The organism is Streptomyces sp. NPDC006476, assembly GCF_040612015.1.
GTDB lineage: Bacteria > Actinomycetota > Actinomycetes > Streptomycetales > Streptomycetaceae > Streptomyces > Streptomyces griseorubiginosus_B.
The window spans coordinates 1-19,813 of record NZ_JBEXPK010000109.1 but is presented as its reverse complement, the minus strand read 5'-3'; the positions used below and the strand labels follow the sequence as shown (position 1 = coordinate 19,813).

Below are 19,813 nucleotides of genomic sequence, written 5' to 3'. Positions count from 1 at the left end.
TACATCCCCCACACACCACCCCCCCTTCCCACACACGCCCCCGGCCCCTGCGCCACACTCATAATTGCGGGTGGCGGGGGGGCGGCCCCCCCCCCACCCACCCGACTGGCTCCCTGGATCAGCGCGTCGTGTCAGTCGAAAAGGTCGGGCTGTTCCGCGGTGATCTGATCCCACAGGGGGCGGAACTGGAACCAGCCCGGGAGGGGGCCGGAGATCTGGTCCCTCACCATCCGCGCCGTTTCCGGATCGATGAGCTTCGGTTCGCCCGCGGCCATGGCCAGCAGCTGGGCCTGGCAGGAGCGTTCCATGGTGATGAAGTACCAGGCGGCCTCGGCCACAGAGGCCCCGACGGTCAGCAGCCCGTGGTTCTGCAGGATGACGGCCTTTCCGTCACCCAGTGCCACACCGATTCGTCGGCCTTCCTCCGTGTCGTTCACCACTCCGCGGTAGTCGGAGTAGATGCCGTGGTCCTCGAAGAAGGCACAGGCGTCCTGGGTGATCGGCTCGAGCGGGACGCCGAGGCTGGAGAAGGCCTTGCCGTGCAGGGAGTGGGTGTGTGCGGCCGCGACCACATCCGGCCTGGTCCGGTGCACCTCGGAGTGGATACAGAAGGCGGCGTTGTTGACCGGGCGCTTGCCCTCCAGGAGCTTGCCGTCATGGTCGACGAGGATCAGGTCGGAGACGCGGATCTGGCTGAACGACATCCCGAAGGGATTGACCCAGAAGGCCGAGGGGTTCTCCGGATCGCGGGCCGTGATGTGTCCGGCCACGCCCTCGGAGAAGCCGAAGCGGGCGAACAGGCGGAAGGCGGCCGCGAGTTCCTGCTTGCGGACCTGACGCTCCTCCTCGACGCTCAAGTTCTGCTGGGGCAGCGGCAAGGTGACGCCTTCGGGCATGGCGCCGACGGACATGTGCGGGGCCGCGGGTGTCGTGGTCATCGGGATCTGGCCTTTCGTGCTCTGGTGGGCGATGGCGCGGTTACTTGTTCCGGCGGCGCAGGCGGTTGCCGTACATGAGGTCCACCAGGCGCAGGATGGACCGGTAGGCCGAGGGGTCGAACGGGATCATGTGAAGGTCGCGGCGCATCGGGAAGCGGTTCACGCTGACGGCTTGGAGCCTGGTGTACTTGCGGATTCCTTCGGCGCCGTGCCGTACGCCGAGGCCCGACTCCTTCCAGCCGCCCATGGGCAGGCCGAAGGCCATGTAGTTGGTCTGGGCGTCGTTGATGGTGACGCAGCCTGCCTCGAGACGCTCCGCGAGGTGTCGGGCACGCTTCATGTTCGAGCTGATGATGGAGGCCTGCAGGCCGTAGCTGCTGTCGTTGACGAGCCGGACGGCCTCTTCGGCACTTGCGACCTTCATCACGGGCAGCGTGGGTCCGAAGGTCTCCTCACGCATGCATTTCATGGTGTGGTCGACATCGACGAGCAGCGTTGGTTCGAAGAACCGGCCCGGGCCGGGGGCGGCGTGGCCCCCCACAAGTACGCGCGCTCCTCGGGTCACAGCGTCCTTGACGTGGTCCTCGACGATCAACATCTGAGGCGGGAAGGTCATGGCGCCTACATCGGTACTGCCCAGCCCTGCCGGCCTGCCAGAGGTGACCTCCTCGAACCGCTGGCGCAGCCTGGCGACGAACGCGTCGTACACCGGCTCCTCGACGTAGACGCGCTCCACCGAGGTGCACATCTGCCCCCCGTTGCACAGAGCACCGTGCAGGGTGACGTTCACCGCCCGCTCCAGCGAGGCATCGGCCAGCACGATCAGAGCGTCCTTGCCGCCGAGTTCGAGTGAGCACGGGATGAGCCGCTCGCCCGCCCGCGCGGCGACGGCCCGGCCGGTCTTCGTGGATCCGGTGAACATCACGAAGTCGGCGGCGTCGACCAGGGCCTGGCCGGTGGCGCCGGCACCGGTCACGACCTGGAAGACGTCCTTGGGCCAGCCGCACTCACGGGTCATCTTCTCCATGAGCAGCGCGGTCAGCGGTGTGTACTCCGAGGGTTTGAGGACGACGGCGTTGCCAGCGGCCAGGGCGGGGATGGCGTCACCGAAGGAGTTGATCAACGGGTTGTTCCAGGGGCCGATGACTCCGACGACACCGAGGGGGACCCGCCGGGTGTACATGCTGCGGCCGAGTACGAATGGCGAGAGCGAGCGGATCTTCGTGTCGGCGAGGTAGTGCCGTGCACGCTTGGCCCAGTAGGCGAAGGCGCTGACGCAGTAGACGATCTCGACGATCGCGTCCTCTTCGGTCTTGCCGTTCTCCGCGACGATGGAGTCGATGATCTCTTGCCGGTGAGTCAGCAGCCACTGGCGACCGCGCGTAAAGAATTCCGCGCGGCTTCGGGCGCTCAGTTCAGCCCAGCCCGGCTGTGCCTGTCGGGCTCGTGCGACCACTTGCGCCACCCCCTGCGCCGACGCGTCTGCGACGTGGCCGACCACTTCTCCAGTGGCCGGGTTGTCCACTGCGATGTGTGCGTCCGCCCGGGCGCCGTCGGGCGTGAGCGATCGAGTCTGAGCCACGGAAAAACTCCTGCCGGAACGTTGACTTCGGTTTGCCCAGAATGAGACGGTCACCCGTGCAAGTCAAGCGTCTTGTACAGATGACCAACTTGTTTTGCGGCAGGGACACCACGCCCAAGGCCCGTCACCAAGGAGCGGCTGAAATGAAACGGACGACATCGGTCGCGCTGAGCGGCTTCGGCGTTCCCGAGTCACTGCGGTGGCATCAGGGAGCCCTGTGGTTCTCCGATCTCGCGCATGGCACGGTGCACCGCTGGGACGGCACGGGAGAGGGCGAGACGGTCCTCAAGGTTCCCGGCCGGGCCGGCGGGCTCGGCTGGCTTCCGGACGGGCGCATGCTCGTCGCCTCCATGGACGGAGGCGTCGTGTACCGGCTGGAGCCGGATGGCGAGCTCGTCGAGCATGCGGATCTTCGGCACCTGGTCGGCGGCCCGGTCAACGACATGCTCGTCGACCCGCACGGGCGTGCATACGTGGGCAATTTCGGCTTTGACTACCACGCGTTCGCCCGCGAGCACGCCAACGCCATGCTCTACGCGCCGCCCGGCCCGACGAAGGCACCGATCGCATGCCTGGCCGCGGACGGAACCCTGCTCGGGGTGACCGAGCCGGTGCTCTTCCCCAACGGATGCGTCCTGACGGCCGACGGCACCACCATGGTGGCGGCCGAAACCCTGGCCATGCGGCTCACCGCCTTCCCCGTGCTCCCTGACGGCACACTCGGGCAGCCGCGCCCCTGGGCCCCGCTGGTCTCGCCGTTCCTGTGGCATGCGGTGAACCATCCAGGGCTTCTCGGCCGGATCACCCGCAGGATCTCGGCACTGCTGGACCACCCGGCCGTCGCCAAGCGCTCCGCCTCACCGATCGCCCCCGACGGCATCGCCTGGCACAGCGACGGCGAGACGATGTGGATCGCGAACGCACTGCGCGGCGAATGCGTGCGCGTGGCTGAGGGCGGCCGCGTCCTGGACCGGGTCACGACGAGCCAGAACACCCTGAGTTGCCTGATCGCAGGTCAGGACGGGCGCACCCTGTTCGCCGCGACCGTGCCGACCGACGATCCCGTCCGTGCCGCAGAGCTGAACGGTGGTCGCATCGAGATGCTCCGGCTGTAAATCCCCAGGTAACAACCGAGGACAATCTCGAATCGGACAGTTGACTTGGACATTCGACCAGGAGACTCTGTTGGCCATGAGTGAAGTGTCTGAAAACAGCCGGGTCCTTCTCGTCACCGGCGCAGCCTCGGGCATCGGGGCCGCGATCGCGCAGTCGGCGGTCGAACGCGGTCACCGCGTGATGCTGTCCGATGTCAACGAGCAGGCCGTGCAGGCCAGGGCGCTCAGTCTGGGCAGCCGGGCCGCCGGCTGTGTCCTGGACGTCCGGGATCCAGATGCGTGGGTCAGGGCCTTCGAAGCGACGGAGGCCGCGTTCGGAGGCGTCGACGTGCTGGTCAACAACGCCGGCATCACCCACACCGGCCACGCAAGTGGCCTCGGCCCCGGGCAGCACCGCGACATCCTGGAGGTCAACCTGCTCGGCGCCATCACCGGCACCTGCACGGCGATCGAGCGGATGACCGCGCAGGGCCGCGGCCACATCATCACCGTCTGCAGCATGACGTCGTTCCTGCCGCTCCCCGGATACGCGACGTACTGCGGCTCGAAGCACGGGCTGCGGGCCTTTCACCACAGCGTGGCCCTGGAAGAACGCGACGGGCCACTGGACTTCACGATCATTCATCCTCCGTCCACGCGCACGGACATGCTTGAACAGGAACTGGCCGACCCTGCTTGCGCCATCTCCTTCGCCGAGAAGTCCTACGCACCGGAGGAGATCGCCAAGACCGTCGTCGACGCGATCGTTTCCAAGCCGGTCGAGGTGGTGTTCCCTCCCCTGGGCGGACGTGTCCAGCGGATCGCCGGCGTCTTCCCCCGCCTGATGCGGTGGGTGATCCCGCTCGCCGAGGCCAAGGGAAGAAAGCAGCGTGAGCGAATCATCGCCCCCGCGGGCTGTCACCGGTCCGATGCGGCGCGGCCTTCGGACCGCTCGACCGTCTGACGCGGTTCCCGGCCGCCGCTTACCGCGGGCGGGTCCACTTGAACTACCGAGAAAGGGTGCGGATGTGAGCGCACATGTGGCGTCCTGGCCGGACGTGAAATCGGCCGCCTCTGCCATGGCCGGTTTCAGCGAGGTTCGGATGGCCCAACTGGAGCGGGCCACCCAGCACTTGGATCCGCCGTTCGCCGTGGTGGACCTCGATGCCTTCGACGCCAACGCCGGCGATCTGGTGCACCGCACGGGCGGCCGCGCCACGATCCGCCTGGCCAGCAAGTCGGTCCGCAGCCGCGATCTGATCCAGCGTGTCCTGAAGCGCCAGGGCTACCGGGGCATTCTCGCCTTCACCCTGCCCGAAGCCCTGTGGCTGGCCGAGGACCACGAGGACGTGGTCCTCGGCTATCCGAGCGCGGACCGCACCGCGTTGCAGCAGCTGGCCAAGGACGAGCGGGCTGCCTCACGCGTCACCCTCATGATCGACTCCGTGGCCCAGCTGGACTTCATCGACGAGGCCGTCGGTGCCGCCCGTCCCCGTCTGCGGCTGTGCATCGATCTGGACGCGTCCCTGGAACTGGCCGGTGGGCGCATCCACCTGGGCCCGTACCGCTCCCCCGTGCACACCCCGCACCAGGCCGTCACGCTTGCCGGGGCGATCCAGAGCCGTCAGGGGTTCCACCTGGCCGGGGTCATGTCCTACGAAGGACAGATCGCCGGCATGGGTGACAACAAGCCGGGATCCCCTCTCAAGCGCGTCGCGCTCCGCGCCATGCAGCGCCTGTCGGCACGCGAACTGGCCGACCGGCGCGCCGCCGCGATCGCCGCGGTCGAGACCGTGGCCCCGCTGGAGTTCGTCAACGGCGGCGGCACCGGCTCCGTGGAGGAGACCTCGGCCGAGCACGTCATCACCGAGATCGGCGCGGGTTCGGGCCTGTACGGGCCGGGGTTGTTCGACTTCTACCGACGCTTCCGTCCCCGGCCCGCCGCCTACTTCGTCATGCCGGTCGTACGCCGTCCCACGGACAAGATCGCCACCGTACTCGGGGGCGGCTGGGTCGCCTCCGGCCCGCCCGGCCGCGACCGTCTGCCCACCCTCAGCTGGCCCCGGGGCCTGCGGATGAACCCGCTGGAAGGAGCGGGGGAAGTGCAGACGCCGGTGCTCGGTCCGGCAGCGCACGGACTGTGTCTCGGGGACCACGTGTGGTTCCGGCACGCCAAAGCCGGCGAACTGTGCGAGCGGGTGAACACCCTCCACCTGGTGTCCGGCGGCGAAATCGTCGGCCAGGCCCCCACGTACCGGGGTGAAGGACACGCCTTCCTCTGACCCATCTGCCCCATCCGCGGCCCACCTTCTCCCGGAGGCCCGATGCTCCCCGACTTCAACTCCCCCGCTCCTGCCCTTGCAAGCCCCCTCGGCCCGGCCACCGGCCAAGGACCGGCCGAGCCCGTCTCGCGCCGCTGGACCAGTCTGTACGGCCTGGTGTGGTTCGGCTTCTGGATGGCAAACCTCGTCCCCCTCCAGCTGCTGCTCCCCCAGCAGCTGGAGGCGATCGATCCGGCCTCGAAGGTCTACGACTTCGCCGTCGTCAACGGTGTCTCCGGGCTGGTCGCGCTCGTCGCCCTGCCCCTGTGCGGCGCCCTGTGCGACCGTTCCCTCAGCCGCTTCGGCCGGCGCAGACTCTGGCTCACGGCGGGCGCTGTCGCTTTCGCCGTCGGGCTGATCGTCACCGGCGCGCAGACCACCGTGACCGGCGTGGTCGTGGCGTGGGCGGCCAGCATGATCGGTCTCAGCGCGGCCACCGCCGGGCTCACCGCCATCATCGCCGACCGTGTTCCCGAAGACCAGCGCGGCATGATCTCCAGCGCCATCTACGGTCCCCAGGCCCTCGGCGTGGTCGTCGGCATCGCCCTCGTGTCGGCTTTCGAACTCTCCCCGATGTCCGGGTTCGCCGTCATCGCGGTCCTGCTGATCGTCTGCCTGGTGCCGTTCCTGGCCGCCCATCGCGACATCGCCTTCAACGTCGAGGCGCCGCTCAGCATCGGGGAACTGCTCGCGTCGATGGGCAGCTCGCTCAGGAACCGGGAATTCGCCTGGGCCTTCGGCGGACGGCTCCTGGTCAATCTGGCGAACTCGCTGGGCACGTGTTACACGCTCTACTTCCTCACCGACGGTCTCAAAGTTACCGATCCGGCCGGCAGCCTGCTGGTCTGCACCGTTCTTTATCTCCTGGCCGGCCTTCTGGCCACCGCCGCCGCCGGTGTGCTGTCCGACCGCCTCGGCCGACGACGGATCTTCGTCGCTCTGGCGGCGCTGCTCCAGGCTGCTTCCGGCTTCCTGCTGGCGAGCGCCCCGAGCCTCACCGTCATGATGGTGGCATCCGCTCTCATGGGCGGCGGCTTCGGTGCGTACATGGCCGTCGACCAGGCTCTGATCACACAAGTGCTCCCCGACGCCGAGAGCCGGGCCAAGGACCTCGGCATCATGAACATCGGCTCCGTCGTTCCCCCGGCAATCGCCCCGTTGATCGCCGGAGCGATCATCAGTTCGCAACACGGCTACCCGCTTCTCTTCGCGCTCGTGGGCGCGGCCGCCGCCGTCGGAGCGGTCCTCGTCTACCGCATCCGTTCCGTCCGCTAGATACGCGAATTGCACCACCGCCCAGCTCACCGAGGGGAGAGGAAAGACATGGCAACAACCCGCTACGGCGCGCACGCGGGCAAGGACCGCGCGAACAGGAGTGTGTGGCGGAACTGGGCCGGGAACGTCATGGCCCGCCCGGTGAGGGACGTCGCACCCGCCTCGGTCGATGAGCTCTGCGCCGTTGTGCGCGAGGCGGCCGAGGACGGCCTGCCGGTGAAGCCCGTCGGCAGCGGCCACTCGTTCACCGCCGCTGCCGCGACCGAGGGCGTGCTGATACGGCCTGACCGCCTGACCGGCATTCGCTCCCTCGACCGGGAGGCCGGAACCGTGACCGTGGAAGCGGGCACACGGCTCAGGGACCTGAACGTCGCCCTGGCCCTGGAAGGACTGTCACTCACCAACATGGGCGACATCATGGAGCAGACCGTCGCCGGCGCCACCAGTACGGGCACTCATGGCACCGGCCGCAGCTCGGCCGCGATCGCGGCCCAGATACGCGGCCTTGAACTGGTGACGGCGGACGGCTCCTTGCTCACGTGCTCCGAGAAGGAGCACCCCGACGTGCTTGCCGCTGCGCGCATCGGGCTGGGTGCGCTCGGGGTTGTCAGTGCCATCACGTTCGCCGTGGAACCGCTGTTCCTTCTCACCGCGCACGACGAACCGATGACGTTCGACAAGGTCACCGCGACCTTCGACGAACTCCAGGCGGCCAACGAGCACTTCGAGTTCTACTGGTTCCCGCACACCGGAAACTGCAACACCCTGCGCAACAACCGCAGCACAGGTCCGCTCGCCCCGATGGGCCGGTTCAGAGGCTGGTTCGAGGACGAGTTCCTCTCCAACGGTGTTTTCCAGGCGGCCAACTCGCTGGGGCGGGCCGTGCCCGCCGCCGTCCCGGCCATAGCGAGGGTGTCGAGCCGGGCTCTTTCCGCCCGCACCTACACGGACATCCCGTACAAAGTCTTCACCTCCCCACGCCGCGTGAAGATGATCGAGATGGAGTACGCCCTCCCGCGCGAGGCACTGATCGACGCACTGCGCGAGTTGAAGGCCATCGTCGACCGTTCGGATCTGCGGATCACCTTTCCCGTCGAAGTGCGTACGGCACCCGCGGACGACATCACCCTCTCCACAGCGTCGGGCCGGGAGAGCGGATACATCGCCGTCCACACCTACCGGGGCATGCCCTTCCGTGAATACTTCGCAGCGGCGGAGCGCATTTTCACCGCGCACGGCGGACGCCCGCACTGGGGCAAGCTGCACACACGTGACGCCGACTACTTGGCGACGGCGTATCCACGCTTCGGCGAGTTCACCGCATTGCGCGAACGACTGGACCCTGACCGGCGTTTCGGCAACGAGTACCTGCGACGAGTCCTGGGCGACTGACCCAGCCTTCCCGTGACGCAACCCGAAGGTGGTAACACGTATGTCCTCCGCCCAACCGACGCCGGTGACGGACCTTCCCGCGCTTGACGACCTCATGTCTTTCGAGGACTTTTCCCGCGACTTCATCGAGACCGCCCGAGAGCTGATACGCCAAGACAGAACAGGACTTCTCAAGGGCCCGGAGAACAGCCTTGTCGTCCTGCGCAACAAGGACGTCAGGGCACTGGCGGCGAATCCGGCTATGGGCAACATGCCGGCAGAGGTTCTGTTCTGGATGGCGACCGAGATGGATCTCGGCTCCGGGCCCGGCGTGAAACCGGACCCCGAGCAGACCGCCGGCTTCGGGCAGTTCCTGCGGAATCAGGTGTTCACTTCCAACCCCCCGTTGCATCAGCCCAGCCGCAACATCCTCGTCCGGCAACTGACGCCCCGAAGCATCACGCGTTTCGTCCCGGCCGCGCAGCGCCTCGCAGAGGAACTCGTCAAAGAGTGCGCAGGACGGGAGCAGATCGACTTCTCCCATGAGTTCGCCGGGCGCTTCGTCACCCGCTTCTGGGCCGAGCAACTGGGCCTGAGCAGGGACCAGGCGGCACACGTCCAAGAACTCATGGAGGAGATGAACCTGACCTTCCTGCTCACCCGCTCCCCCGAGCAGTCCCAGCGGATGTTCTCCGCTGTGGCGACCTACATGGACGTGGTCGGGGACGCGGTTCGGAAAGCCTGGGCCAAGAGGGACAATGAGATGCTCCTCGGCATGGCAGCCGACCTCGCCGCGATCGACCTCGAGGGCGAGCCTGAGGACATCGGGACGCTGGTGGCCGCGAACTTCTTCGACGGCTTCCACACGGTCGGCGTGGCGATCGTGAACGTCGTCTACCGTTTGCTGGTCGATGCAGCGGCGCATACACAGGTCCGGGCCGACCAGTCGCTGGTCACCAACGCGTTCTTCGAGGGCACCCGTCTGGAATCGCCGCTGATGGTCAGTCAGCGGCTGGCCCTGCAGCACGTCGAGCACCAGGGCGTGTTCATCCCCGCCGGCACCCCGGTCGTCATGGTCTGGGCGGCGGCAAACCGTGACCCCGAGGTGTTCGCCGACCCCGACAGCTACCAGCTGACCCGGCCGATCCTGCACGGCACGACCTTCGGCGGCGGCGGCCATCTGTGTCCGGGCAGGAACGTGGCCCGGATGCTCACCGAGACCGTCGTGACCGCGCTGACCGCATCCGACATCGACATCACGCTGGCCAGTAACGAGCCCGCGTGGGTGCCTCACTCTCTGATGCGGCACATGGCGAAACTGCCGCTCACCCTCCGACGGGTGAGCAAATGAGCACCGTCGTCATCGTGGGGGCAGGTCAGGCGGGCTCGGAACTGGCCGTGGCGCTCCGGCAGACCGGCTTCAGCGACCGCATCGTCCTGGTCGGGGCCGAACGCCATCTGCCCTACCAGCGTCCGCCCCTGTCCAAAGCGTTCTTGCGCGGCAAGGTCGAGCAGGAGGCACTGCGGACTCGCGCCCTGGACGCCTACACCAACGCCGGCATCGAGGTCGAACTCGACACTGCCGCGGTCGGGATTGACCGCCGGACACGATCCGTCGCCCTGGCCGACGGGCGCACGCTGCGCTACGGCAAGCTGGCTCTCACCACCGGTGGCAGTCCGCGTCCCCTCCGATTCGGCTCCGGCCACGTCGCAGGCAGGACTCTGCATCACCTCGACGACGCGATCGCGCTGCGGCAGGAACTGCAGTCCGGTGGCACGATCCTGATCGTCGGTGGCGGATTCATCGGCCTGGAGACGGCGGCCGCCGCGACCGACATGGGGATCGCGGTGACGCTCGTAGAGGCCCAGCCGCGCGTCCTGGCCCGGACGTGCCCACCGGCCGTCTCCGCCTTCGTCGAACGCGAGCACCGCAATCATGGTGTCGATCTGCGCACAGGCGTGTCCGTCCGCAGCGTCGCCCGGCGCGACGGAGCCCTCCTTGCGGAGCTCAGCGATGACACCATGGTCAGAGCCGACCTGATCCTGACTGGCGTGGGGATCGCTCCGAACGACACCCTCGCCGCCACAGCGGAACTGGCCATCGACGACGGTGTCCTGGTCGACGCCGTGGCCCGGACCGAGGACCCCGACATCGTCGCCGCGGGCGACTGCACGCGACAGTGGCACGGGTTCCTCGGCCGCAGCGTACGCCTCGAATCCGTTCAGAACGCAACTGACCAGGCCAGAATCGCGGCCCGGACCTTGTGCGGAAAGCCGACCGAGCGCTTCACGGCGCCCTGGTTCTGGTCCGATCAGTACGACCACAAGATCCAGATGGCCGGCCTGCCGCAGACCGGCGACACAGATGTCGTCCGCGGCGACCCGTCATCGAACTCCTTCAGCGTGGTGTATCTGCGCAACGGCATCATCACCGGCCTGCACGCGGTCAACCGGCCGCGGGATTTCACGGCCGCCCGGCAACTCGTCACGGCGCGGGCCGCCATGACCGGGGATGAAGCCGCCTCCGAAGACCTCCCGCTGTCCGAACTGATGAAGCGACACCAATCCACCGCAGAAAGGCGTGCCTGACGTGCCAGTGATCAGGTTCATCGAGGCCGACGGAACACCGCACCCCGTGGAGGCCGTCGTCGGTCAGAGCCTCAAGCAAGCGGCACTCGACCATCTCGTGCCCGGCATCATCGGCGACTGCGGCGGCTGCGCTTCCTGCGGAACCTGTCACGCCTACATCGACGAGAAGTACCTGCCGCTCCTCCCTCCGGCTGATGAAAACGAGGAGATGATCCTCGAGGGGGTACCGGCGTCACGCACCTCCAACAGCCGCCTCACCTGTCAAATCCCTGTGACGGCCGACATGGCCGGGATGGAAGTACACATTCCTGACACTCAGTTCTAAGGAACGGGCCATGTCTTGAGTGCCAGGGTGGCTCGGCCGGCTCGGTGCCGGGCTCACCTGGCTGAGTAAGCAGCTCGACGAACGGCACGCCGACGTCGACCGGGAGAGTCGAGAGTCACAGGGCGGGCAAAAAGACGATACGGCCCCCGAAGAGTCCGGCGCGTACGAGCCCTCATCCCCTGCAGGCACGGACGAACCCGCCCCCGTTCCTGTCCCCAACCAGGGACAACGCGCGGGTACAGAGGTTGGCCCCTGCAAGAATCCGCGAACGCGCGCGTCTCCGACCGGGCGGCTCAGAAAATCCGCCGCCTGGAGCAGGGACACGAGTGCACCGCCGCCCAGCTCGTTGCGCTCGTCGCTCCGCGACCGCGGCCCGGCTGCGACCCGGCCCTTTGGCGCCCTGGCGCGCGGTCGGCGCCCGCAACATCCAGCACCGCGGCGCGCACCGGTTCTGCGGACGGTTGAAGTGTGTTGCCGACTCTGCGTCGAGCTACCGGAGAGAGTGAGCGCCAGGTTGCCGTGACGCCCACCTCGGATCAGCCGACGGGCAGGGTCCTGCCGCAGGCGGTGAACAAGGCCACCCCAGGCCCCTTGCTCCGGATGCCCACCGCATTCATGCCACGTTCCCCTGGCCTGTGAAGCTCACGTCGTCGGTCGCGGCGACGTGTTCGGCGGGCGCGGTGAGGTGCCTGGCGGCATCCAGGGTTCCCCGAATGCGCTGGGCGAGGGTGTGCTGGTCGGGGTCGTTGACCCACTGTTCGTAGGCGACCTTGAACGCGGCGATCCCGATTTCCGCGGCGAGCGCTGCGGTGGTGGTCTCCAGACCGCGTTCGCGCAGCGCCTGGGCGAGCGTGGCGGCGAGTGCGGCGAGTTTGGCCAGTTCGCGTTCCTGGAGTTCGGGATTGGCGGCGATGACGGCCTGGCGCTGCCGTACCAGGTCCTCGCGCTCTTCGTAGACGGGAGCGGCTTCGATCAGGGCGTGGGTGACCACCTCCAGTGGCGGGAGAGCGGCAGGGGCGGTGGCCGCGGCGTCCGCGAGGATGTCGGGGAGGGGGCTGGCGCTGGGGAAGAGGACTTCCCGTTTGTCGGCGAAGTGCCGGTAGAAGGTCCGTTCGGTGAGCCCGGCGCGGGCGGCGATCTCCGCGACGGTGGTGGCGTCGAAGCCCTTGTGGTTGTAGAGCTCCAGCGCCGCCTTCTCCAGGCGGCCTCGTGCGTCGGGTTTCCATCGGCTCATGCTCCGATCCTACACCGCGATGACAGAAGCTGACATCAGAGTGATGACAGGTCCTGACATCGGTGCTACGGTGATGTCACGAACTGACATCAGGACTCTCCGCCCCGGTGGGGAACCCGCAGCAGGAAGGCACGCACCATGCGCGTATTCGTCACCGGAGCCTCCGGACACATCGGCTCCGCCGTCGTCCCCGAACTCCTCGAAGCCGGGCACCAGGTCGTCGGCCTGGCCCGTTCGGACAAGTCCGCCGCCGCGTTGACGGCTGCCGGTGCCGAGGTGCACCGAGGCGACCTCGACGATCTCGACGGCCTCGCCGCGGCCGCCGCCGCGGCCGACGGCGTCGTCCACCTGGCCTTCAAGCACGACGCCATGTTCGCCGGCGACTTCGACGGCGCGGTCGTAGCGGATCTGCGCGCCATCGAGGCGCTCGGGGACGCGCTCGCCGGCACCGGCAAGCCTCTGGTGACCACGTCGGGAACAGTGCTGTTCGCCTTCGCGGGACTGCAGGACGCCCTCACCGAGGCCTACGCGCTCGACGCGGGGCCGCGGATCGACGCCGAGAACGCGGTGGTCGCACTCGCCGAACGCGGCGTCCGCTCGTCCGTCGTCCGGCTCACTCCGACCGTGCACAGCACGCTCGACCACAACGGCTTCATCCCGACCTTCATCTCCATCGCCCGGTCGAAGGGCGTCTCCGCCTACGTCGGCGACGGGGCCAACCGCTGGCCCGCCGTGCACACGCTGGATGCGGCACGCCTGTACCGGCTGGCGCTGGAATCCGCGCCGGCGGGGTCACGGCTGCACGCCGTCGACGACGAGGGGATCACCTTCCGCCAGATCGCCGAGGGCATCGGTCGCGGGCTGAACCTGCCCGTGGTCAGCATCCCGCCGACCGAGGCCGAGGCCCACTTCGGCTTCCTGAGCGCCCACGCCCAGGCCGACAACCCGTCCTCGAGCACGCTGACCCAGGACCTCCTCGGTTGGAAGCCCGTCCAGCCCGGCCTCCTCGACGACCTCGGCCAGGGCCACTACTTCGACGCCCCGGCCACCACCACAGCCTGAACCCGCCCCATCTCCATCCCGCCCCGCCCCGGCCTGCTCGAAAACCTGGAGTGCGGCAACCACCTCGCCGCACCGACGGCCTGACCACGCTCCCGTGCCCCTGACGCAGACCCCACCCCTCGAAGGAAGAACCATGCCCCGCTCCCGTCCCGCGATCGACAGCGAACTGGCCGCAGCACTCCAGGCCATGCCGATCGGCCCGAACGGCGTCTTCGACCTGACCGACATCCCCGCCACCCGCCAGGCCGTCCGCGCGCTCGCCGAATCCATCGCCGCCACCATCCCCGACGAGCCCACCGTCACCGCCAACGAGATCCAGGTGCCGCGCGCCGAAGGCCCCGACGTCCCCATCGTCCTGCTGCGTCCGCAGAACGCGCCCGGACCACTGCCGGTCCTCGTGTGGTTCCACGGCGGTGGGCAGGTGCTCGGCTTCGCCGCGCAGGACACACCCTGGCTCAAGCCGCTGTCCGCGGCACTCGGCTGCGCCATTGTCAGCGTCGACTACCGGCTGGCCCCGGAAACCCCCGCGCCCGGCGCCGCCGAGGACGGATACACGGCCTACCGGTGGATCAGCGACAACGCGACCGATCTCGGCCTCGACCCCACCCGCATCGGCCTGGCCGGCCAGAGCGGAGGCGGAGGCATCGCCGCCGCCACTGCCCTTCTGATCCGTGACCGCGGCGAGGCGACCCCCCTGTTCCAGTTGCTGATGTACCCCATGCTCGACGACCGCAACACCACCGACTCCAGCCGCGAGATAACCGACATCGGCATCTGGGACCCCTCGACCAACATCCTGGCCTGGCAAGCGATCCTCGGCGACCGCGCCGGCACCAAGGACGTCACGCCCTACTCCGCCCCCTCCCGGGCGACCGACCTCGCCGGTCTGCCCCCGACCTTCATCGGCGTCGGTGAACTCGACCTCTTCCGCGACGAGAACCTCGACTACGCCGCGCGCCTGCGCGCCCACGGCGTCCCCGTCGAGCTGCACCTCTACCCCGGCGCCTACCACGCCTTCGACATGTTCGCCCCGCAGTCCCACCTCGCAACGAGCTTCCACCACACCCTGAACGACTACCTCGTCCGGCACTTCACGAAGGCCCCGGCAACGCAGACCGCCTCGTAACAGGCAGGTCTGACGGCCTGCATCCTGTGCGGAATCCCACCAACGCCTCCGAGCCGACTGCCACCCCGCTCAGCTCGGAGGCGCATCCGAAACGTTCGGGCGAGACCTCGCGAGCCCCACCCGAATCAACAGAACGGCCGAAACTCCTTGAAGTCCGGCGTCGGGCGCGGATCGGGCAGCCGGTAGGCGCCGGTCCGCGCCCGGCCGCTGGCCGGGGCGGCGCTCCCGCCGGCCAGAGCGCCCGGTATCGGACGCCACCCCAGATTGGTCTCGAAGTACGCCACGGCAGCGCCGACCGATGGCCACCAGACATCGTCGAGCAGCACGACGCCGCCAGGTCGGACGATCTCGCCCAGGAAGTGGAGGTCGACGAACACGTTGTGGAAGTGGTGGCTGCCGTCGACGAACGCCGCGTCCGCGGCGAAGCCCGCGTCGGCCAACCGGGCAAGGAACCGCTGCGATGGTTCGGTCACCAGCTCGGCGATGTCCTCCAGGCCGGCGCTGCGCAGCAGCTCCCACCCGACACCGTCATACGCCGTGAACTGGAACGGGTCGATCACCACATGCCGCAGGTTGCGTGAACCGGTGCGCAGCAGCGCCTCGCTGATCGCCAGCGCCGAGCTGGCATAGGCGAGTCCAATCTCGACGACCGTGCCGACGCGCTCGGCCACCAGGAAGTCACGTACCTGATCACAGTCACGCTCCGGCAGCGTGACCGTGGCGAAGTCCGGACCGCCATCGGGACTCCGCGGCGGCCCGTACTCGGCAAGCTTGCGGCGTACGGCGGCCACTCGATCCGCCCACTCGCCTGCGACTCCGTCCGGTTGCACGATCGAGTTCACCAGGACACTCCTTCTGGCTGAGGACACGGAACGTGGCCAACTGTGACACTCAGAGCGGCCAACTCAAGCGCCCGACCACACGTGATCGGCGGCCCTTCGCAAGTACGGAGAGATGATCTCCCTGCCATCCGTCCTGTTCAGGGGGACGCCGCGGACCTGGCCTTTTCGGCGCAGTTCAGCGCGCACTACAGGCCAGTGCGGCGTACATGTTGCGGTGTGGTCCTGACCCCTCCGATCGTGCCGATGCTCGCCGAGTCCCGACGTGGGCTCCTGCCCGACGGTGCGCAAGGACATGCCGCCACGCGAAGAGCCGGACCCCTGCGCCTGGGCTACGACATGCGCCGTCAGCCGTTCGGCCGCACCCTGGAGACCGGCCCCTGATCGGCCCCAGGCCGACAGTCACGGGGAGGTCCCATGCTCGTCCTCGCGCTCGTGATGCCGATCCTGATGATGGCGGCCCTGTTCGCCCTGGATGCCCTCGAAGACCTTCTCTTCCCCCTCCCCACCCCTGCGGACGGCGAAAACCCTACCGCTGATATGCAAGATGGCTCATCCGTAGGATGACGGGCATGGACATGCGGGCGGTCATCGAGGCTCTTGCGGAGGAAGCCGAACGGTTGATCCGTGATCAGGTGTGGGTCCCCACGCCCGCCGACCGTACCGTCGCGGCGAAGGCCGCCGCCGACCTGCACGTCGCCGTGGGCACCCCTCAGTCCCAGCAGACCTTGTCCGAGGTCGACCGGTTGGAGCACCTGCGGGAGGCACTCGCTGCTGTGGCCATCGCGCTCGCCCACGTTCATGGACGCCTGGCCTGGTTCCTGGGCGCAGCTGCTACCGCACTCACGCCAGTCCTGCACTGGCGCGCCGTGCCGGCCGAAGGCGGCCCCACGTTCGGTGCCGTCGCACCGACTCCCCCGCAGTACGCGGAAGCCGAAGACGCGGTCCGCCGACTCCAAAGCGCCCTCGCCAGCATCACCACCGCCTGACACCATCCGGCCGGGAAGCGTTGATCCGCCGGAAGCGGCCCCCGGGCTCAGCGCCCCCTCCCCCGCCGGCGCGGGCAGGCCGAACAGGGCGCGCACCACGTGCGCGGCAGCCATGCCACCACCGAGCTTCTCCTCAAGGCCTGAGGCCGGGACGCCCCGTCGGCTGGATAGTTTGCGGACGGCGGACTTCATTGATCGACGGCAGCGTCGTACGAGGTTTCGGACAGCGCGATGCTGGCGGTGACGCGCTTGCCGACCGGTTCACGCCGGGCTTCGACGCTGTGCGACGCACGCTCCCATCGCGCGAGAAAGACACGGCGAGCCGCCTTGACCCGGCCAGCTACGATCGAGCCCAGGACAGGCAGGCAGCACCGGCTCCCGGCGTAGCCGCGGGTCAGGGTCCGCAGGTGAGCGACCGGTTCTGCTGGGGTCGCCATTCCGTCGAATCCGGTGCCCACGCCCTCGGGCATGAGCCAGTTCATCCTGACGGCCGCGTTGGGAAGCCGGTCAGGTCAGCAGGGTCACCGAGTAGTCAAAGGTGGTCCCGGTGACGGTGTACGTGGCCGTCTGAGCGTTGTCACAGTAGGAAACGTAGGAGCTGCCGAACTCCTTGGTCCCGCCGACCGCCTGGACGTACGGACGGACGTCGGTGCCCTCCGCAAATGAGGTGGTGGACAGGTCGATGACCCTGGTCTGGTTGATCGGGTACTTGTCGGTCGGGGCCGACTGTTCGCCGGTTCGGGCGGTGGCGGCCCAGGAGAGGACGAAGCCCGCGTTGTTGACGACGGCCACCTTCTGCACGCAGGGCTGGGCCTGTGCGGGCGCCGCCGCCGCGGTGACCGAGGGCAGGACGGCCATTGCCGTCGCGCTCGCCAGGACAGCGGCCGCCCGGCGACGTATCCGGGTCCGGTTCATGATCGAAACTCCTTCCGGGCCGGGGCCGTCCCGGCCAGCGGCCGCCGAGTTACCCGACGACCCGTCAGGAAACCTCTGTTGTCCAGGAGTTGCCAGCCGCCTTGAGTGATCAAGGAGTCCGAACTCATGCTGCTGGTGTCCTTGTTCTTCGTCCTGCGGCCAGGGCCCCTGGGGTGAGCGAGCGTCATGGCGGAGTTGCCAGCCAGTTCGACGCTTCATCGGCGACCGTCCACGCCGACCAGCGTCCTCGACCGCGTGGTCCTGCCGGACGTAGTGCAGGTTCGGCACGCCGATCCGGACCAGGCGCTGCGCGGCGGCCCCGTCTGGTCGAGTAGCCGCTCACTGTTGGATCGACGTGCTGAAGCGGATCGAGCAGGGTTGGATGCGTGCCGCGTTGGTATGCGTTCGAGGTGCCCTGAGGATCGTTTGGTGGCGGCGGACCGGGTGCTACATCGGCACCGTCAATACTCCAGTTCAGCATCGCAACGACAGTCCGTTAGCGTGAACATGACGGAGTTCTGACGTGCTTCGCAGCGGATCCGAGGGTCCTCCGGGTACGTTCCCCGGTACACCGATCATTCAGGGCAAGCGGTACGACCTGGGGGGATCCCATGGCAGTTCTGTTCAGCATCGTCCCCCTCCTTCTGATCGCCCTTGCGGTGTACGGCGCCGTCGTCGTGCTCCGCCGTTCTCGTCAAGTCAGCAGGGCCTGGTCCAGCGGAATCACGGCCGATGCACGGTGTATCAGGTCGTACACGACGACCAGCCGCAGCGGAGACAGCGTGAGAACAACGCTGCACCACGTCTACGAGTTCGCGACCCGGGACGGGCGCGGCATCCGGTTCGACGAGACGGGCGGGCCGTCAACCAGGGTCGAGGGGGACATCGTGACGGTGCACTATCTGCCGGAGCACCCCGAACGCGCCACCGCCAAGGTCCCTGCACCGGGGAAGCTCGCCGCGAGCACGGGCTGCGCACTGCTCTTCGTTACTGGGTTCATCGCCTTCGCCATCTTCCTCATCGTCGTTGCGAACTCGGACTCGATGCACTGACGCCCTCCGCATCTGAAGACCGGACTGCCCTCGCCACGAGTCCCTCGAGGCTCCCCCAGCCGAGCGAGCACCCACCACGCACAACTTGGCAAAGGAATCGTCGCTGACCAGGGCCCTGAACCTGGCGAGCTCCAGGACCTGCGTGGCGGGCCAGGTGCTCGCCACGTCGACTTGCCCGACCCGGCCGCGCCGATCAGGACGACCAGCGACGGGTCGGGGATAGTCGTGCTGACGAGCAGCGCGTTGTCCAGGCGGAAGGTCTTTGTTCGGCTTCTCCCTGCGGGTCAAGAGAACGGGTGCCGTAGTAGGTCTGCAGACCGGCGTTGTCGGTGATGAGCGCGGCGGCCTCGTGCAGCGGACAGGACATCTCGCCGTCGCGGTCCGGCTCGATCCGTCCGGCGGCCTGCGCTGCGACGGTGAGCAGCTGCGCGAGGGAGCCGAAGACGCCGTCCTGGCGGTGGTCCTCGTGGTGGAGCTCGCGCAGGATCTGCGCGAGCTCGCGGGCGTCGATCTCGCCCTGCGTTCGTCTTCGATCTGCTGGAGGGCGAGCTGGACGAGTCCGGCGGAGGCGCGGACGCGGTCGATTCGCATGCGGGACGCGGGGGCAACGCCGGCGGAGCGTGGTTCGGGCAGGGTTACGGTCAACGGGGTGCTCCTCTTCGCGAAGGTGTGTCAGGCGGCGAGCTCGTGCGCGGCCGGCGCCGGATTCATGACGGTGTCGGGGCTGGGCTCGAAGCCCCGTTCGCAGGGGTCGCATCGGCCCTCCGTCCGCAGCGGTACTGGCGCAGAGCACTTGTTCCGTGGCTGTCGTATTCCTGTGATGACGCCTGGAACCCCACCCCTTGCCTGGAGGTGGACAGACCGACGCGCTGAGATTCCCCAGCCACCGGTCGCCGTCACGCACACCCCCCTCGTGCGGTCCTGACCGGTGCGGCACAATCGCGGTCAACTGGGCAGGCAACGGGGGGGGTGGGAACGTGGAGCGTTTTGGCTGGCGAAGCCGACGTAACGACGTGGTGCACGACTGAGGTGGGAGCGTGCTGGCCTGGCGGGTTGGCTGTTGGGTGATTAGCGCAGGGCGGTGCGGTCGGAGACCAGGCC

20 protein-coding genes are annotated in these 19,813 nt (G+C 68.3%); 14 read left to right on the top strand and 6 right to left on the bottom strand.

Features of this window, described 5'->3' with window-relative positions; all coding sequences use genetic code 11:
* Positions 1 to 131 precede the first annotated feature (131 nt).
* Positions 132 to 938 carry a class II aldolase/adducin family protein gene (locus ABZZ74_RS48405; RefSeq protein ID WP_356950513.1) on the bottom strand — a complete coding sequence of 269 codons (807 nt, stop codon included), beginning with the start codon at positions 936 to 938 and terminating at the stop codon, positions 132 to 134.
* 40 nt (positions 939 to 978) lie between these two features.
* A complete protein-coding gene (locus tag ABZZ74_RS48400; protein WP_356950512.1) occupies positions 979 to 2,520 on the bottom strand; it encodes an aldehyde dehydrogenase family protein in 1,542 nt (513 codons plus the stop codon).
* 143 nt (positions 2,521 to 2,663) lie between these two features.
* Between ABZZ74_RS48400 and ABZZ74_RS48395 the strand changes: the two genes are divergently transcribed.
* The 8 genes from ABZZ74_RS48395 (at position 2,664) to ABZZ74_RS48360 (ending at position 11,495) form a co-directional block, all read left to right on the top strand.
* A complete protein-coding gene (locus tag ABZZ74_RS48395; RefSeq protein WP_356950511.1) occupies positions 2,664 to 3,635 on the top strand; it encodes an SMP-30/gluconolactonase/LRE family protein in 972 nt (323 codons plus the stop codon).
* On the top strand, positions 3,607 to 4,578 hold the full coding sequence (locus ABZZ74_RS48390) for an SDR family NAD(P)-dependent oxidoreductase (protein ID WP_356950510.1): 972 nt from the start codon (positions 3,607 to 3,609) through the stop codon (positions 4,576 to 4,578). The genes ABZZ74_RS48395 and ABZZ74_RS48390 overlap by 29 nt, the downstream gene beginning before the upstream one ends.
* A gap of 115 nt (positions 4,579 to 4,693) precedes the next feature.
* Positions 4,694 to 5,896, top strand: a complete 1,203-nt coding sequence (locus ABZZ74_RS48385) for an amino acid deaminase/aldolase (RefSeq protein WP_356950514.1) — start codon at positions 4,694 to 4,696, stop codon at positions 5,894 to 5,896.
* A gap of 42 nt (positions 5,897 to 5,938) precedes the next feature.
* The gene (locus tag ABZZ74_RS48380) at positions 5,939 to 7,210 is read left to right on the top strand and encodes an MFS transporter (RefSeq protein WP_356950509.1); all 1,272 of its coding nucleotides are present in this window, start codon (positions 5,939 to 5,941) and stop codon (positions 7,208 to 7,210) included.
* Between the two features lie 48 nt (positions 7,211 to 7,258).
* Positions 7,259 to 8,602 carry a D-arabinono-1,4-lactone oxidase gene (locus tag ABZZ74_RS48375; RefSeq protein ID WP_356950508.1) on the top strand — a complete coding sequence of 448 codons (1,344 nt, stop codon included), beginning with the start codon at positions 7,259 to 7,261 and terminating at the stop codon, positions 8,600 to 8,602.
* 40 nt (positions 8,603 to 8,642) lie between these two features.
* On the top strand, positions 8,643 to 9,932 hold the full coding sequence (locus tag ABZZ74_RS48370) for a cytochrome P450 (protein ID WP_356950507.1): 1,290 nt from the start codon (positions 8,643 to 8,645) through the stop codon (positions 9,930 to 9,932).
* On the top strand, positions 9,929 to 11,170 hold the full coding sequence (locus ABZZ74_RS48365; RefSeq protein WP_356950506.1) for an FAD-dependent oxidoreductase: 1,242 nt from the start codon (positions 9,929 to 9,931) through the stop codon (positions 11,168 to 11,170). The genes ABZZ74_RS48370 and ABZZ74_RS48365 overlap by 4 nt, the downstream gene beginning before the upstream one ends.
* A gap of 1 nt (position 11,171) precedes the next feature.
* A complete protein-coding gene (locus ABZZ74_RS48360) occupies positions 11,172 to 11,495 on the top strand; it encodes a 2Fe-2S iron-sulfur cluster-binding protein (protein ID WP_356950505.1) in 324 nt (107 codons plus the stop codon).
* 613 nt (positions 11,496 to 12,108) lie between these two features.
* Here the strand turns inward: ABZZ74_RS48360 and ABZZ74_RS48355 are convergent.
* Positions 12,109 to 12,729 (bottom strand): TetR family transcriptional regulator, encoded by a 621-nt coding sequence (locus ABZZ74_RS48355; RefSeq protein WP_356950504.1) that lies wholly within the window; start codon positions 12,727 to 12,729, stop codon positions 12,109 to 12,111.
* Between the two features lie 138 nt (positions 12,730 to 12,867).
* Between ABZZ74_RS48355 and ABZZ74_RS48350 the strand changes: the two genes are divergently transcribed.
* Complete coding sequence (locus tag ABZZ74_RS48350; protein WP_356950503.1) at positions 12,868 to 13,791, top strand: SDR family oxidoreductase; 924 nt, start codon at positions 12,868 to 12,870, stop codon at positions 13,789 to 13,791.
* Between the two features lie 133 nt (positions 13,792 to 13,924).
* On the top strand, positions 13,925 to 14,917 hold the full coding sequence (locus tag ABZZ74_RS48345; RefSeq protein WP_356950502.1) for an alpha/beta hydrolase: 993 nt from the start codon (positions 13,925 to 13,927) through the stop codon (positions 14,915 to 14,917).
* Positions 14,918 to 15,042: 125 nt separating this feature from the next.
* Here the strand turns inward: ABZZ74_RS48345 and ABZZ74_RS48340 are convergent, their stop codons facing one another.
* Positions 15,043 to 15,708 (bottom strand): class I SAM-dependent methyltransferase, encoded by a 666-nt coding sequence (locus ABZZ74_RS48340; RefSeq protein ID WP_356950501.1) that lies wholly within the window; start codon positions 15,706 to 15,708, stop codon positions 15,043 to 15,045.
* Between the two features lie 267 nt (positions 15,709 to 15,975).
* Between ABZZ74_RS48340 and ABZZ74_RS48335 the strand changes: the two genes are divergently transcribed.
* The 3 genes from ABZZ74_RS48335 to ABZZ74_RS48325 are packed head-to-tail and all read left to right on the top strand — an operon-like array spanning position 15,976 to position 16,745.
* Positions 15,976 to 16,140 (top strand): hypothetical protein, encoded by a 165-nt coding sequence (locus ABZZ74_RS48335; RefSeq protein ID WP_356950500.1) that lies wholly within the window; start codon positions 15,976 to 15,978, stop codon positions 16,138 to 16,140.
* A 33-nt stretch (positions 16,141 to 16,173) separates the two neighbouring features.
* Positions 16,174 to 16,323, top strand: a complete 150-nt coding sequence (locus ABZZ74_RS48330) for a hypothetical protein (protein WP_356950499.1) — start codon at positions 16,174 to 16,176, stop codon at positions 16,321 to 16,323.
* 5 nt (positions 16,324 to 16,328) lie between these two features.
* Positions 16,329 to 16,745, top strand: coding sequence for a hypothetical protein (locus ABZZ74_RS48325; RefSeq protein WP_356950498.1), 417 nt, complete (start codon positions 16,329 to 16,331; stop codon positions 16,743 to 16,745).
* Between the two features lie 188 nt (positions 16,746 to 16,933).
* On the opposite strand, the gene ABZZ74_RS48320 is transcribed toward ABZZ74_RS48325, so the two are convergent.
* Positions 16,934 to 17,215: a hypothetical protein gene (locus ABZZ74_RS48320; protein ID WP_356950497.1), complete on the bottom strand. Its 282-nt coding sequence runs from the start codon at positions 17,213 to 17,215 to the stop codon at positions 16,934 to 16,936.
* 37 nt (positions 17,216 to 17,252) lie between these two features.
* Positions 17,253 to 17,660: a hypothetical protein gene (locus ABZZ74_RS48315; RefSeq protein WP_356950496.1), complete on the bottom strand. Its 408-nt coding sequence runs from the start codon at positions 17,658 to 17,660 to the stop codon at positions 17,253 to 17,255.
* Between the two features lie 611 nt (positions 17,661 to 18,271).
* On the opposite strand from ABZZ74_RS48315, the gene ABZZ74_RS48310 reads away from it, so the two are divergent.
* The gene (locus tag ABZZ74_RS48310) at positions 18,272 to 18,712 is read left to right on the top strand and encodes a DUF3592 domain-containing protein (RefSeq protein ID WP_356950495.1); all 441 of its coding nucleotides are present in this window, start codon (positions 18,272 to 18,274) and stop codon (positions 18,710 to 18,712) included.
* The last annotated feature ends 1,101 nt before the right edge of the window (positions 18,713 to 19,813 follow it).

Coding starts and splice junctions, on each gene's coding strand:
- ABZZ74_RS48405 (WP_356950513.1), bottom strand. CDS start 938: ATGACCACGACACCCGCGGCCCCGCACATGTCCGTCGGCGCCATGCCC.
- ABZZ74_RS48370 (WP_356950507.1), top strand. CDS start 8,643: ATGTCCTCCGCCCAACCGACGCCGGTGACGGACCTTCCCGCGCTTGAC.
- ABZZ74_RS48310 (WP_356950495.1), top strand. CDS start 18,272: ATGGCAGTTCTGTTCAGCATCGTCCCCCTCCTTCTGATCGCCCTTGCG.
- ABZZ74_RS48320 (WP_356950497.1), bottom strand. CDS start 17,215: ATGCCCGAGGGCGTGGGCACCGGATTCGACGGAATGGCGACCCCAGCA.
- ABZZ74_RS48395 (WP_356950511.1), top strand. CDS start 2,664: ATGAAACGGACGACATCGGTCGCGCTGAGCGGCTTCGGCGTTCCCGAG.
- ABZZ74_RS48350 (WP_356950503.1), top strand. CDS start 12,868: ATGCGCGTATTCGTCACCGGAGCCTCCGGACACATCGGCTCCGCCGTC.
- ABZZ74_RS48375 (WP_356950508.1), top strand. CDS start 7,259: ATGGCAACAACCCGCTACGGCGCGCACGCGGGCAAGGACCGCGCGAAC.
- ABZZ74_RS48385 (WP_356950514.1), top strand. CDS start 4,694: ATGGCCGGTTTCAGCGAGGTTCGGATGGCCCAACTGGAGCGGGCCACC.
- ABZZ74_RS48315 (WP_356950496.1), bottom strand. CDS start 17,660: ATGAACCGGACCCGGATACGTCGCCGGGCGGCCGCTGTCCTGGCGAGC.
- ABZZ74_RS48325 (WP_356950498.1), top strand. CDS start 16,329: ATGGACATGCGGGCGGTCATCGAGGCTCTTGCGGAGGAAGCCGAACGG.
- ABZZ74_RS48355 (WP_356950504.1), bottom strand. CDS start 12,729: ATGAGCCGATGGAAACCCGACGCACGAGGCCGCCTGGAGAAGGCGGCG.
- ABZZ74_RS48330 (WP_356950499.1), top strand. CDS start 16,174: ATGCTCGTCCTCGCGCTCGTGATGCCGATCCTGATGATGGCGGCCCTG.
- ABZZ74_RS48345 (WP_356950502.1), top strand. CDS start 13,925: ATGCCCCGCTCCCGTCCCGCGATCGACAGCGAACTGGCCGCAGCACTC.
- ABZZ74_RS48365 (WP_356950506.1), top strand. CDS start 9,929: ATGAGCACCGTCGTCATCGTGGGGGCAGGTCAGGCGGGCTCGGAACTG.
- ABZZ74_RS48380 (WP_356950509.1), top strand. CDS start 5,939: ATGCTCCCCGACTTCAACTCCCCCGCTCCTGCCCTTGCAAGCCCCCTC.